The organism is Stenotrophomonas sp. LM091 (genome assembly GCF_001806305.1).
Lineage (GTDB): Bacteria > Pseudomonadota > Gammaproteobacteria > Xanthomonadales > Xanthomonadaceae > Stenotrophomonas > Stenotrophomonas bentonitica_A.
Window position 1 is genome coordinate 1597514 of sequence record NZ_CP017483.1, and the last position, 12775, is coordinate 1610288.

13 protein-coding genes are annotated in these 12775 nt (G+C 67.8%); 3 read left to right on the forward strand and 10 right to left on the reverse strand.

Features of this window, described 5'->3' with window-relative positions; genetic code table 11:
* Window positions 1-4 precede the first annotated feature (4 nt).
* Window positions 5-1201: a pyridoxal phosphate-dependent aminotransferase gene (locus BIZ42_RS06975; protein WP_019183670.1), complete on the forward strand. Its 1197-nt coding sequence runs from the start codon at window positions 5-7 to the stop codon at window positions 1199-1201.
* Window positions 1202-1368: 167 nt separating this feature from the next.
* Here the strand turns inward: BIZ42_RS06975 and BIZ42_RS06980 are convergent, their stop codons facing one another.
* Window positions 1369-3465 (reverse strand): prolyl oligopeptidase family serine peptidase, encoded by a 2097-nt coding sequence (locus BIZ42_RS06980; protein ID WP_070425972.1) that lies wholly within the window; start codon window positions 3463-3465, stop codon window positions 1369-1371.
* Window positions 3466-3499: 34 nt separating this feature from the next.
* Window positions 3500-3826, reverse strand: a complete 327-nt coding sequence (locus BIZ42_RS06985) for a hypothetical protein (protein WP_083279926.1) — start codon at window positions 3824-3826, stop codon at window positions 3500-3502.
* A 205-nt stretch (window positions 3827-4031) separates the two neighbouring features.
* On the opposite strand from BIZ42_RS06985, the gene BIZ42_RS06990 reads away from it, so the two are divergent.
* Window positions 4032-4643 (forward strand): lipocalin family protein, encoded by a 612-nt coding sequence (locus BIZ42_RS06990; protein ID WP_019183667.1) that lies wholly within the window; start codon window positions 4032-4034, stop codon window positions 4641-4643.
* A gap of 9 nt (window positions 4644-4652) precedes the next feature.
* Here BIZ42_RS06990 and BIZ42_RS06995 read toward each other — a convergent pair whose 3' ends face one another.
* The 5 genes from BIZ42_RS06995 to BIZ42_RS07010 form a co-directional block, all read right to left on the reverse strand.
* Window positions 4653-4955, reverse strand: a complete 303-nt coding sequence (locus tag BIZ42_RS06995) for a HigA family addiction module antitoxin (RefSeq protein WP_019183666.1) — start codon at window positions 4953-4955, stop codon at window positions 4653-4655.
* A gap of 10 nt (window positions 4956-4965) precedes the next feature.
* A complete protein-coding gene (locus BIZ42_RS19765) occupies window positions 4966-5208 on the reverse strand; it encodes a type II toxin-antitoxin system RelE/ParE family toxin (RefSeq protein ID WP_237393590.1) in 243 nt (80 codons plus the stop codon).
* Between the two features lie 208 nt (window positions 5209-5416).
* A complete protein-coding gene (locus BIZ42_RS07000) occupies window positions 5417-6106 on the reverse strand; it encodes a methionine ABC transporter permease (protein ID WP_070425974.1) in 690 nt (229 codons plus the stop codon).
* Window positions 6103-7110 (reverse strand): methionine ABC transporter ATP-binding protein, encoded by a 1008-nt coding sequence (locus tag BIZ42_RS07005; protein WP_019183663.1) that lies wholly within the window; start codon window positions 7108-7110, stop codon window positions 6103-6105. The genes BIZ42_RS07000 and BIZ42_RS07005 overlap by 4 nt, the downstream gene beginning before the upstream one ends.
* A 144-nt stretch (window positions 7111-7254) precedes the next feature.
* Window positions 7255-8151, reverse strand: a complete 897-nt coding sequence (locus tag BIZ42_RS07010; protein WP_070425975.1) for a DMT family transporter — start codon at window positions 8149-8151, stop codon at window positions 7255-7257.
* A gap of 77 nt (window positions 8152-8228) precedes the next feature.
* Here BIZ42_RS07010 and BIZ42_RS07015 point away from each other — a divergent pair, with 77 nt between their 5' ends.
* Entirely contained in the window at window positions 8229-8711 is a 483-nt protein-coding gene (locus tag BIZ42_RS07015) for a YajQ family cyclic di-GMP-binding protein (RefSeq protein WP_046273152.1), read from the forward strand.
* 204 nt (window positions 8712-8915) lie between these two features.
* On the opposite strand, the gene BIZ42_RS07020 is transcribed toward BIZ42_RS07015, so the two are convergent.
* The 3 genes from BIZ42_RS07020 to BIZ42_RS07030 form a co-directional block, all read right to left on the reverse strand.
* On the reverse strand, window positions 8916-10016 hold the full coding sequence (locus BIZ42_RS07020; RefSeq protein WP_070425976.1) for a helix-turn-helix domain-containing protein: 1101 nt from the start codon (window positions 10014-10016) through the stop codon (window positions 8916-8918).
* Between the two features lie 88 nt (window positions 10017-10104).
* Window positions 10105-11232, reverse strand: coding sequence for an NAD(P)-dependent alcohol dehydrogenase (locus BIZ42_RS07025; RefSeq protein ID WP_070425977.1), 1128 nt, complete (start codon window positions 11230-11232; stop codon window positions 10105-10107).
* Window positions 11233-11246: 14 nt separating this feature from the next.
* A complete protein-coding gene (locus BIZ42_RS07030; protein WP_172838041.1) occupies window positions 11247-12710 on the reverse strand; it encodes a benzaldehyde dehydrogenase in 1464 nt (487 codons plus the stop codon).
* Window positions 12711-12775 lie beyond the last annotated feature (65 nt).

Here is a 12775-nt window from a genome sequence, read left to right on the forward strand (position 1 = left end):
GGCCATGGATACTTCCCGCACGCCCCCGACCGGCACCGGCTACAGCCGCCGCAGCCAGGAAATCGAACCCTTCCACGTGATGTCGCTGCTGGCCCGCGCGCAGGCGCTGGAGCAGGCCGGCCACGATGTGATCCACCTGGAGATCGGCGAGCCGGACTTCACCACCGCCGCCCCGATCGTGCGCGCCGGCCAGGCGGCACTGGCGGCCGGGCACACGCGCTATACCGCCGCCCGCGGGCTGCCCGCCCTGCGCGAGGCGATTGCCGGGTTCTACCAGGACCGCTACCAGGTGCAGATCGACCCCCAGCGGATCCTGGTCACCCCGGGTGGCTCGGGCGCATTGCTGCTGGCCAGCAGCCTGCTGGTCGATCCCGGCAAGCACTGGTTGCTGGCCGATCCGGGCTACCCGTGCAACCGGCACTTCCTGCGCCTGGTGGAAGGGGCCGCGCAGCTGGTACCGGTCGGCCCGGAAACGGCGTACCAGCTCACGCCGGAACTGGTGGCACGGCAATGGAATGCCGAGAGTGTCGGCGCCCTGGTCGCCTCTCCGGCCAACCCGACCGGAACCGTGCTTTCCGCTGCGCAGCTGGACGCGCTGTCGCAATCACTGAAGTCGCGCGGCGGGCACCTGGTGGTGGATGAGATCTACCACGGCCTCACCTACGGGATGGACGCGGCCAGCGTGCTGCAGGTCGACGATGACGCCTTCGTGCTCAACAGCTTCTCCAAGTATTACGGGATGACCGGCTGGCGACTGGGCTGGCTGGTCGCGCCGCCGCAGGCGGTGAAGGAGCTGGAGAAGCTGGCGCAGAATCTGTACATCAGCGCCTCCAGCATCGCCCAGCATGCGGCGCTGGCATGTTTCGAGCCGGAGTCGATCGCGATTTTCGAGCAGCGCCGCGCGGCATTCCGCGAGCGCCGCGATTACCTGCTGCCGGCGCTGCGGGCGCTCGGCTTCCGGATCGAAGTGGAACCGGAAGGCGCGTTCTATCTCTACGCCGACGTGAGTGCGTTCACCGGGGATGCGCAGGCCTTCTGTGCGCATTTCCTGGAAACCGAGCATGTCGCGTTCACCCCGGGCCTGGACTTCGGGCACCACCGCGCCAACGCGCACGTGCGGCTGGCCTACACGCAGGAAGTGCCACGCCTGGAAGAGGCGGTGCGGCGGATCGCGCGTGGGCTGGAGACGTGGGTGCGTTGAGCGACCCCTGAAAAAAAACGCCACGCATCGCTGCGTGGCGCTGAAAATGGGGTGGAGCCAACCTGACGCCCCACCACCCGGAGTCCGCTCCAGGGGGCTACAACGTCTGCGGCAGGCTCACTCCCTGCCGGCTGCTCGACTGCCCCTGGCCGTCGAGCAACCCGAGCTTACTTGGAGAGCTGCTCCCACAGGAAGCTGTAGGCCAAAGCCGACATGTGCGCGGCCTGCGCGTTGTTCGCCGCGCCGCCGTGGCCACCTTCGATGTTCTCGTAGTAGGTCACGTCCTTGCCGGCGTCGATCATCATGGCCGCCATCTTGCGGGCGTGTGCCGGATGCACGCGGTCATCGCGCGTGGAGGTGGTGAACAGCACCGGCGGGTACGTCTTCTTCGCATCGAACAGGTGGTACGGCGAGAAGGTCTTGATGAACTCCCAATCGGCCGTGTCCGGATTGCCGTATTCGGCCATCCACGAGGCGCCGGCCAGCAGGTGGCTGTAGCGCTTCATGTCCAGCAGTGGCACCTGGATCACCACCGCCCCGAACAGTTCCGGGTACTGGGTCAGCATGTTGCCGGTGAGCAGGCCGCCGTTGCTGCCGCCCTGCACGCCCAGGTGCTTGGCCGAGGTGATCTTGCGGCTGGCCAGGTCGCGGGCGACCGCGGCCATGTCTTCATAGGCCTTGTGCCGGTTCTGCTTGAGCGCCGCCTGGTGCCAGCGCGGGCCGTACTCGCCACCGCCACGGATGTTGGCGACCACGTACACGCCGCCCTTCTCCAGCCATGCGCGGCCCATGCCACCGGAGTAGGACGGGGTCAGCGAGATCTCGAAGCCGCCATAGCCGTACAGCAGGGTCGGGTTGGAACCGTCCAGCTTCATGTCCTTGCGGTGCACCACGAAGTACGGCACGCGGGTGCCATCCTTGCTGGTGGCGAAGTGCTGCTCGATCACCTTGCCATCGGCATCGAAGAACGCCGGCATGGTCTTGAGCACTTCAGGCTGCTTGCCGATCTCGGCGATGGCCAGGGTGGTCGGGGTCAGGTAATCGGTGACGGTCATCCACACCGCATCGCTGTCGTCGGCATCCACCGCGCTGACAGCCACGGTGCCGAACGACGGCGCGCCGGTGAAGGCACTCGTCTTCCAGCCACTGTCGGTGGGGGTCAGCACGCTCAGGCGGCTCTTGACGTCGTCCAGCACGTTCAGGACCAGGTGGTTCTTCGTCCAGCTGGTGCCGGCCAGCGAGGTGGTGTCGGTCGGGGCGAACAGCACGTCGAAGTCACGCTTGCCGGCGAGGTAATCGTCCAGCCTGGTGGCCAGCAGCGAACCGGCCGCATAGGTCTTGCCGCCCACGGTCCACGGCTCGCGCAGCTCCAGGGTCAGCCACTGCTTGCGCAGGCCCTTCTCCGCCGAGTTCGGCGCATCGATCCTGGTCAGCGTGCCGTCGTCGGCGCGCAGGAAGATCTCGTTGTTGTAGAAGGCCAGCGTGCGGCTGACCAGGTTGCGCTCGTAACCGGGGGTATCGTCGTGCATGGCCGCGATGTACATGTCATCGGGCTTGCCTTCATAGACCACCGAAGCCGAAGCCATCGGCGTGCCACGCTTCCACAGCTTGGCCACCCGCGGGTAACCGGAAGTGGTCATCGTGCCGGTGCCGAAATCGGTGTAGACGAAGACCGTGTCGCGGTCGATCCAGTTCAGGCCACCTTTGGACTCGGGGCGGAAGAAGCCGTCCTTGATCCAGGTCTTGTTGGCCAGGTCGAACTCGCGGGTGACGTCGGCGTCGGCGCCGCCGCGCGAGAGCGCGATCAGGCAGCGCGAATAGTCCGGGCGCAGGCAGTCGGCGCCGTGCCAGACCCAGTTTTCGCCCTCGGCCTTGTTCAGCGCATCCAGATCCAGCACGGTTTCCCACTGCGGCGAGGCCTTGCGGTACTCGGCCAGCGTGGTGCGGCGCCACAGGCCGCGCTCGTGCTGCTTGTCCTTCCAGAAGTTGTAGTAGTAATCGCCGATCTTCTGTACGCCGGGAATCTTGGCGTCCGAATCGAGCACCTCGCGGATGCTGGTCTCCATCTGCTTGAACGCCGGAGTCGAGGCCAGACGGCCTTCGGACGAGGCGTTCTGCGCTTTGACCCAGGCCAGCGGCTTGTCGCCGGTGACATCTTCAAGCCAGGCGTACTTGTCCGCGGGGGCGTCAGCGGCCATGGCGGTTCCCGCCGCACCGGCGGAGATCAGACCTGCCACCAGGCAGGCGGAAGCGAATCGTGACATTGCAGCTCCAGGCATTCATAGCCTTGGGACGCTATCACACCGTCTGGCTGCGGCTCACGTGTCGAAGGTCAGGCCGGGCCGGTCGCGGCAGCGGGCGACCGCGGCGCCGCGCCTGCGGCCCACGACGGCGGCGGGCGGTCCGGGTGAGCAGGCCCGGCAGCGGCAGGCGGAAGCGATGCAGGCTCCACCAGGCCACCAGGGGCATGCCGACCAGCCACAGCGGCAGCCAGCCGACCCACTCGCTGTGGCCCCGTGCGGCGGGCCAGACCAGGACCAGGGCGACCCCGGCCAGGGCGGCCTGCCTGACGCAGCGCAGCACGCGCGGATCGGGACGGTCGGACGAACGCGGGGAAGACGACAGGGTCATGACACAGCTCCGTGCGAAAGTGATGCGTCACCTTGCCGCGCGGCCATCTCACCGGCTGCGACCTTGTCGGTCGGCCGCGGCAGCAAGGACCTCCGGCGCCGAGGCTGCATGAATCGGTCACGCAACCGCCGCGCCGCCATTGACGTTCTCTGCTGTCCCACCCACCATGCCCCTGCCAGCCACTGGAGCCACCCGCCGCATGTCTTCGAACCGCCCGCTTCGCGCTGTCCTGTTGGTCTCCTCGCTGGCGTTGCTGTCAGCCTGTGCGTTCCGTCATGAGACCAAACCGGACCCCGCGCCGACGCCGGTCGCGGTCGACAGCGCCGCGGCGCCGATCGACCTGCAGCGGTTCATGGGCACCTGGTACGTGATCGGCCGCGTGCCGAACCCGATCGAGCGCGGCCACGTCGCCAGCGTCAATGAGTTCCGCCTGCGCGGAGACCAGAAGGTGTCGATCAGATACCGCTACCGCGACGGCTTCTCCGAACCGCAGCAGGAACTGACCGTCCGCGCCTCGGTGGACGAGAAGAGCGGCAACCACAACTGGCGCACCTGGTTCTACAAGATCGTGCCGACCCACACCCGCGTGCTGGAAGTCGCGCCGGACTATTCGTGGGCGATGCTGGGTTACCCGGGCCGCGAGATGGCCTGGATCTTCGCGCGCCAGCCGGACATGGACAAGGAGCTCTACAAGGAGCTCGCCACCCGCCTGCGTGACGATTACGGGGTCAACACCGACAAGCTCAAGCGCGTGCCGCAGCACCCCGAGCAGGTGGACCGGCTGGGCTTTGAAGTGCCGAACGTCCGGTAAGGGCGGCGCTCAGGCCGCCTCGCGCGGCTGCACCCTGCGCTCGATTTCCTGACGGGTCGGCAGCGTCTTCAGATCGTACTCGGCCTGGAGGGCCAGCCACGACGCGGCGTCCCCGCCGAAATGACGCGCCAGGCGCACTGCGGTATCGGCCGTTACGCCACGGGTTTCATGCACGATGGCGTGCAATCGCGTCGGCGGCACATCCAAGGCCCGTGCCAGCGCGGTGATGCTCAGCTGCAGCGGCAGCAGAAACTCCTCGCGCAGGATTTCGCCCGGATGGACGGCCCTGAGATTGTTGATGGGGCGGCTCATGGATGGCACCTCAGTGGTAATCGACGATCTCGACATCACGCGGACCGTTGTCGGTCCAGACAAAACACAACCGCCACTGCGCGTTGATACCGATGCTGTGCTGCCCGCGTCGATCACCGTACAGCGCTTCGAGCCGATTTCCGGGCGGGCACCGCAGGAACTGCAGGGTCTGTGCAGCATCCAGCATCTGCAGCTTGCGCTCGGCCAGTGACTGGAACGCACGGAATTGGCGCGGGCATCTCCCCGCAAACAGCGCGAGCGTGTGGCGGCATCGGAAGGACTAAATCATTCCGCACAGCGTATTACGCCAAACGGAATATAACACAGCTGTCCGTCACGCAATGCTGCGTTGGTCGATCACCTGATCAATAGAACCAACGCGTGCTGCCGCCCCGGCACTCCCATGGGCGGCACACTCTGAAACCATGCCCGGTCGCCGCTGGGCATGGCGTACCGACCGGTTATTTCCGGCTGTAGTGCGAGACCAGGCGGTCGCCGATCATCTGCAGGATCTGCACCAGCACCAGCAGCAGCACCACGGTGACCAGGGCCACGTCGGTGTGCGAGCGCTGGTAGCCATCGCGGAACGCCAGGTCGCCCAGGCCGCCCGAGCCGATCGCACCGCCCATCGCGGTGAAGCCGATCAGCGCAATCACCGTGACGGTGGCACCGGCAATCAGGCCCGGCCGCGCTTCGGGCAGCAGCACCCGGGTGACCAGCTGCCAGGTGGTGGCGCCCATCCCCTGGGTCGCCTCGATCACGCCGCGGTCCACTTCGCGCAGCGCGGTCTCGACCAGGCGTGCATAGAACGGCGCCGCGCCGATCACCAGCGGCACGATCGCGCCACGGACGCCCAGCGAGGTGCCCATCATCCACAGCGTGAGCGGGATCAGCACGATCATCAGGATGATGAAGGGCACCGAGCGCAGCAGGTTCACCAGCAGCGCGAGCGAACCGTACAGCACCGGCTTGCGGTGCAGCTGCGGCGAGCCGGTCAGGAACAGCAGCACGCCCAGCGGCAGGCCGATCAGCAGCGTCAGCGGCAGCGAGCCGCCGAGCATCAGCAGGGTATCCAACGTGGCCTGGCCGATATCGGCCCATTTGCCGGCGTCGAGGTGGCGGAAGAACCCGCCTGCGGTGGCCAGGATCATCGGCGCAGCTCCTCAAGATGGACACCGGCGGCAACGAAGCCCGCCTGGGCGGCCTGTACGTCGCCCCCGACCAGCGACACGGTCAGCTGCCCATACGGGGTGTCCTTGATCCGGTCGATGCGACCGGACAGGATGTTGTAGTCCACGCCGGTCTCGCGCGCGATGCGCCCCAGCAGCGGTTCATAGGTATCGGCGCCGAGGAAGGTCAGGCGCACGATGCGACCGGCCACCGCCTCGAAATCCTTGTGCAGCTCGCCCTCGTCCACCTGCTCGGACTCGCTGACGAAGCGGCGGGTGGTCGGGTGCTGCGGGTGCAGGAACACCTCGGTGACCGGGCCGGTTTCGACCAGGTGGCCGGCATCGAGCACGGCCACGCGGTCGCAGACACGGCGGATCACGTCCATCTCGTGGGTGATCAGCACGATGGTCAGGCCCAGCTCGCGGTTGATCCTGCCCAGCAGCTTGAGCACCGAGGCGGTGGTCTGCGGGTCCAGCGCGCTGGTGGCCTCATCGCACAGCAGGATCTGCGGGCGGGTGGCCAGCGCGCGGGCGATGCCGACGCGCTGCTTCTGGCCGCCGGACAGCTGCGCCGGGTATTTGTTGGCGTGCGCTTCCAGGCCGACCGTGTGCAGCAGTTCGTCCACGCGCGCATCGATCTCCGCGCGCGGCGTGCCGGCCAGCTCCAGCGGGAAGGCGACATTGGCCGCCACGGTGCGCGAGGACAGCAGGTTGAAGTGCTGGAAGATCATGCCGATCTTCCGGCGCAGCACGCGCAGCCCCTCGGCGTCGAGCGCGGTGACGTCTTCGCCATTGATCAGCAGGCGGCCACCGGTGGGCTCCTCCAGCCGGTTGATCAGGCGGATCAGGGTCGATTTGCCCGCGCCGGAATGGCCGATGATGCCGAACACTTCGCCGGCCTCGATGGTCAGGTCCAGCGGCTGCAGCGCGGCAATCGCGCGGCCGCCGACGGCATAGGATTTGTGCAGGCGCTGGAACTCGATCACTTCGCGGTCAACCGGGGCATCGACGGGAGGGGGCGTGCAGCCTACCAGCGCGGGGCGGCCCTGGCCCGTGCGGTTGCGCGGAATGATATTCCGTTTGGTTCTAAGGGAACGTGATCCGGTCGGCCTGGCGGGCGCCGGCCGGGCTCAGGGATGATCCAGCGGCCTGGGCGGCTCGACCCGGCGGACCCGCTCGCGGTGCAGCAGGTACAGGCCCGAGGCCACGATGATGGCCGCGCCCAGCCAGGTCACCTGGTCGGGCAGCACGCCCCAGAACAACAGGTCCCAGCCGATCACCCAGACCAGCCCGGTGTATTCCAGCGGCGCGATCATCGAGGCTTCGCCCAGCTGGAAGGCCCGGGTCAGGGCGACCTGCCCCCCTGCCCCGGCCAGCCCCATGCCCGCGATCAGGGCCGCGTGGCCCAGCTGCAGCGGCTGCCAGTCCGGGATCGCGAGCAGGCCGGCGCCGACGGCCATGATCACCAGGAACCACACCACCATCGACTGCGGGGTATCGGTCCGGGTCAGCATGCTGACCGTGATCGCGGCCAGGGCATAGGCGGTGGCCGCGAGCAGCACCATCAGGCCGGGGAAGGAGATGATCCCGCCACCGCCGGGGCGCAGCACCACCAGCACGCCGATCAGGCCGATGCCGATGGCGATCCAGCGGCGCGGGCCGACGTGCTCGCCGAGCAGCGGTACCGAGAGCGCGGCGATCAGCAGCGGGGCGACGAAGTAGATGGTGTAGGCGGTGGACAGCGGCAGGCTGCGCAGCGCGTAGACGAAGCAGCCGATCATCGCCATGCCGAGCACGCCGCGCAGCAGGTGCAGGCCCCAGCGCCTGGGCACCAGCGAGCGCGGGCCGGCCGTGGCCAGCACCCAGACCAGCACGAACGGCAGCGACGCCGCGCCGCGCAGGAAGGTCACCTGCAGGGTGGGATAGCTGGCCGACAGCTGCTTCATGCCGGCATCCATCAGCGAGAAGCAGGCCACGGCCATGAGCATCCAGGCGACGGCGCGGGTGGGGGAGCGTTGCGTGTTCATGACCCATTATCGCCGGGTTGGCCGGGCCGTCCATGGTGGGTTGGTAGAATGGGGTATTCACCCGCTGGAGTTTTCCGATGCCCTCTTTTGACGTTGTTTCCGAAGTCGACACCCACGAGCTGACCAACGCGGTCGATCAGGCCAACCGCGAGTTGTCCACTCGCTTCGATTTCAAGGGGGTGGACGCCAAGTTCGTGCTGGAGGACGGCGTGATCAACCAGTCCGCGCCGAGCGATTTCCAGTTGCAGCAGATGACGGACATCCTGCGCCAGCGCTTGATCGCGCGGAAGATCGATGCGGCGTGCCTGGAGTTCGGGGATATCGAGACGAATCTGGCCGGTGCGCGGCAGAAGATCACGGTCAAGCAGGGCATCGAGCAGAAGGTGGCCAAGAAGATCGCGGCGAAGATCAAGGAGGCCAAGTTGAAGGTGGACAGCCAGATCAATGGCGACAAGCTGCGGGTGACGGGCAAGAAGCGCGATGATCTGCAGGATGCGATGGCGCTGCTGCGGAAGGAGACCTTCGAGGTTCCGCTGCAGTTCGATAATTTCCGCGATTGATCTTGGCCGAAGGGCTGTAGCGAAGAGCGCTGGCGATTCATTGCTGGTGTGCTGCGTCGGCGGATGGGCGGGCAAAGCGGTCGTGCCCGCCCCTGCCGGCGACCAGGCGATATCCCATCGGTAGTGCCGGCCGCTGGCCGGCAACCTCGTTGCGCAGATCGAAAAGGTGCGGCTTCCGGCGTGTGTACCGCCGGGCGCGGATCACTACGCGCGAATCAGCTTGTACAGGGTGGTGCGTGAGATGCCGAGCTGGCGCGCGGCGGCACTGACGTTGCCCTGGTGGGCGTCCACGGTGTCGCGGACGTGCTGCGTGTTCTGCGCACGCAGCGAGGCATTGGCGGCGTTGACGGGCTGTGCGGCGAGCTTGCGGCTGGCGTGCGGTGCGAGTGGTCCGCGCAGGTACTGGACATGCACGGCCGTGTCTTCGTCCAGGCGGACCCGGTGGGCCGGGCCGGTCTGCAGGAGGCGGCGGCGCTGATGGGCGCTGGCGCCGGCAAACAGGCCGTGCAGGGTGAGGATCGGCAAGGGCCCGCGGCGCGGGAGTCCGAACAGGCGGCGGGCCACGCGGTTGGCGGCGCGGACGCGTCCGTCTTCTTCGATGGCCAACAGCCCCTGCAGGGGGGAGTGCAGCCAGCGGGCGTCGTGCTGGACGGCCAGCAGATGACAGGGGCGGTGGTCCTGCATCAGCCGGTTTTCGGCCGAGAGAGCGGCCTGGCGGAAGTAGCCGTGCAGCAGCTCGGCATCGCGCTCGCCGGTGCCGGTGATGTCCAGGGCCCCCAGCACTTCACCATCCAGCCCATGCAGCGGCACGCTCAGGCAAAACACGGCGGCGAAGCGATCCAGGTAGTGTTCGTTGCCGCGCACAAGCGCGGGCGCGTCTTCGGCCAGGCTGCAGGCCGGTGCCGTGGTGCCGATGTCGATCTCGCGCAGGCGGCGGCCGATCTGGATCGGACGCAGCACCGGCACGTCGGCCAGGCCATGTTCGCGCTGGGCGACAACCAGGCCCTCGGCGTTGACGCAGAACAGGGTCCATTGGCGGCCACCGAAGGCGGCCCAGAGGTGGTCCATGTCCTCGCGCACGCAGCGTGCGAGGCGGCGGTCGGCCGGGTCGTCCAGGCGGGCGGCGCCCGCGGCAAGGGGCGCGTAGTACGGCGCCTGCCGCGGCTGTACGCCGGCTTGGCGCGAACGCTCCCATGAGCGCAGTACCGGCGGGCTGACCACGCTGTCCATCAGCGCGCCGCCCTCGGCAAAGCGCTGACGGGCGGCGGCCAATACCTGCTGCTGTTCCAGAACCATCGCGGCCATCGGTCGATCTCCACCTCGGACCGACAGCCTACTCCGGCAAAGCTGACTGCTGCGTCGTCGCAGGCACGCATGCCTGCGACGGAGCGTTTCACCCGCCGATGGTCAGGATCGGCTTGAGGGTCACGCCGCGGGTGCTGTCCTCGGCGGCCTGGTTGATCTGGTCCAGCGGGTAGAACTTCACCAGTTTGTCGAACGGGAAGCGGCCCTGCTGGTACAGCTGCACCAGCTGCGGGATGAACACCTTCGGCACGCTGTCGCCTTCAACGATGCCGCGGATGCTGCGCCCGCCCAGCAGCAGATTGTTGACGTCGAACTCGGCCTTGGTGCCCAGCTTCGGGGCGCCGACCACGCCGATCACGCCCAGCCCCCCAAGCGCCTCGATGCCCTGTGCCAGCACGTCCGGGCGCCCGGTGGATTCCAGGGCGAAGTTGGCCCCGCCGCCGGTGATCTCGCGCACGGCGTCGACGACGTCGACCTCGCGGCTGTTGATCACATGGGTGGCGCCGAGTTCCTTGGCCAGTTCCAGGCGCGACGGCACCACGTCGATGGCGATGATCGTGGTCGCACCGGCCACGCGCGCGGCCATCACCGCGCTCAGGCCGACCGCGCCGGCACCGAAGCTGGCGAAGCTGCTGCCGGCGGTGACCTTGAGCGAGTTGATCACCGCACCGGCACCGGTCTGGATGCCGCAGCCGAGCGGGCCGAGCAGTTCGATCGGCGCATCGTCAGGCACCTTGATCGCGTTGTTTTCGCGGCTCAGTGCGTAGGTGGCGAACGAAGACTGTGCGAAGAAGTGATCGTGCAGCGGCTTGCCGTCCGGGTCCTGGATCGCGGTGGAACCGTCCAGTGCACCGCCACCGAAGTTCAGGCCGAAGAAGTCCTTGCAGTACGCGCCGTGGCCGCCGCTGCAGGGATTGCAGTGGCCGCAGGCGCCGTAGGTCAGCACGACATGGTCGCCAACCTTGAGGTCTTTCACGCCCGGGCCGAGTGCTTCGACGATGCCTGCACCTTCATGGCCGAGCACCGCCGGCAGCGGCACAGGATAGTACTGGTCGCGCACGATCAGGTCGGTATGGCACAGGCCGGTGGCGACCACGCGCACCAGCACTTCATCGTCCTGCGGCCCACGGATGCGCGCCTTCTCGATCGTGAAAGGCTGTTCTTTTTCGCGCACCACGGCCACGGTGATGTCGCGCAGTTCTGCTGTTGCGGTCATGAGGGTCTCCTGGATCAGATCGGGTAGGCGGGCGCTTCGCCCTTGACGGTCATCCACTGCCATTGAGTGAACTCGTCGATGTTGGACGGGCCACCGATGCTGGTGCCATTGCCGGAGGCGCCGACGCCACCGAACGGATTGATCACCTCATCGTTCACGGTCTGGTCGTTGATGTGCAGCAGGCCGGTGCGCAGCCGTTCGCCCAGCTTCAGTGCGCGGCCGACATTGCTCGACACGATCGCCATCGACAGGCCGTACTCGCTGTCGTTGGCCAGCTCAACCGCCTCATCATCGGTATCGAAGGGCACGACCACCGCGACCGGTGCGAAGATCTCTTCGTGGAAGGCCGGGTTGTCGCGGCTCACATCGCTGAGCACGGTCGGTTCGAAGAACAGGTCCTTGTACCCACCGCCGGTCGCGAGCGTGGCGCCAGCCGCCTGCGCTTCGGCAACGATGCGCGCGGCATGGTCACGCTGCTGGGCGTTGATCAGCGGCCCGATCGCCACCTCCCCATCGGCCGGATTGCCGACCTTGAGCGACTTGGCCTTGGCCACCAGCTTTTCCAGGAACCGCGCATGGATGCTGCGCTGGACCAGCACGCGGCCGGTGGCCATGCAGATCTGGCCCTGGTGCAGGTAGACGCCCCACGCGGTGTTGGCGATGGCCAGGTCCATGTCGGCATCGTCGAGCACGATCAGCGAGTTCTTGCCGCCCAGTTCCAGCGATACCTTCTTCAAGTGCTTGCCGGCCGCTTCGCCGACCTTGCGCCCCGCGCCGGTGGAGCCGGTGAACTGGATCATCGCGATGCTCGGGTCACTGGTCAGCGCCGCACCGGCGGCGCCATCACCCGGCAGCACGTGCAGCAGGCCCGCCGGCAGCCCGGCCAGTTCGAACAGGCGCGCGATCACGAAGCCACCGCACACGGCGGTGCGCGGATCGGGCTTGAGCACCACCGCGTTGCCCAGCGCCAGCGCCGGGGCCACCGCACGCATGGCCAGGTACAGCGGGAAGTTGAACGGCGAGATCACGCCGACCACGCCGAGTGGGCGGCGGCGCGCCAGGTTCAAACGGCCCGGTTCGGACGGCAGTACCTCGCCGATGCTGCGCGAGGGCAGTGCCGCTGCTTCATGCAGCGCCTTGGTGTTCACCTTGGCCTCGAAACCGGCCTTGAGCTGGGTGGAGCCGCTTTCGCGGACCAGCCACTGCACGATCTCGTCGTTGTGTTCTTCGGCCAACTGCGCCGCGCGGCGCAGCACCTGCGCGCGGGTGTCATACGGGGCGCTGGCCCAGTCGCGCTGCGCCTTGGCGGCGGTGGCGGCGGCGCGCGCGATCTGTGCCGGGTCGGCCATCGCGATCTCGCCCAGGCGCTCGCCGGTCGCCGGCTCGACCACGTCCTGGGTGCCGGCACCCGCGGCCCACTGGCCATCGAACAGCTTGCCGGACCACGTGGCCGTCGGCAGGAATGCGTGTGTTGCCATCACTGAGAACTCCTTGCGTCGTGTACCCGGCCATTGGATACCCGCAGCCGGCCACTGCCTATTGG

Coding starts and splice junctions, on each gene's coding strand:
- BIZ42_RS07015 (WP_046273152.1), top strand. CDS start 8,229: ATGCCCTCTTTTGACGTTGTTTCCGAAGTCGACACCCACGAGCTGACC.
- BIZ42_RS07025 (WP_070425977.1), bottom strand. CDS start 11,232: ATGACCGCAACAGCAGAACTGCGCGACATCACCGTGGCCGTGGTGCGC.
- BIZ42_RS06995 (WP_019183666.1), bottom strand. CDS start 4,955: ATGAGCCGCCCCATCAACAATCTCAGGGCCGTCCATCCGGGCGAAATC.
- BIZ42_RS07000 (WP_070425974.1), bottom strand. CDS start 6,106: ATGATCCTGGCCACCGCAGGCGGGTTCTTCCGCCACCTCGACGCCGGC.
- BIZ42_RS06975 (WP_019183670.1), top strand. CDS start 5: ATGGATACTTCCCGCACGCCCCCGACCGGCACCGGCTACAGCCGCCGC.
- BIZ42_RS07010 (WP_070425975.1), bottom strand. CDS start 8,151: ATGAACACGCAACGCTCCCCCACCCGCGCCGTCGCCTGGATGCTCATG.
- BIZ42_RS07030 (WP_172838041.1), bottom strand. CDS start 12,710: ATGGCAACACACGCATTCCTGCCGACGGCCACGTGGTCCGGCAAGCTG.
- BIZ42_RS06990 (WP_019183667.1), top strand. CDS start 4,032: ATGTCTTCGAACCGCCCGCTTCGCGCTGTCCTGTTGGTCTCCTCGCTG.
- BIZ42_RS06980 (WP_070425972.1), bottom strand. CDS start 3,465: ATGTCACGATTCGCTTCCGCCTGCCTGGTGGCAGGTCTGATCTCCGCC.
- BIZ42_RS07020 (WP_070425976.1), bottom strand. CDS start 10,016: ATGGCCGCGATGGTTCTGGAACAGCAGCAGGTATTGGCCGCCGCCCGT.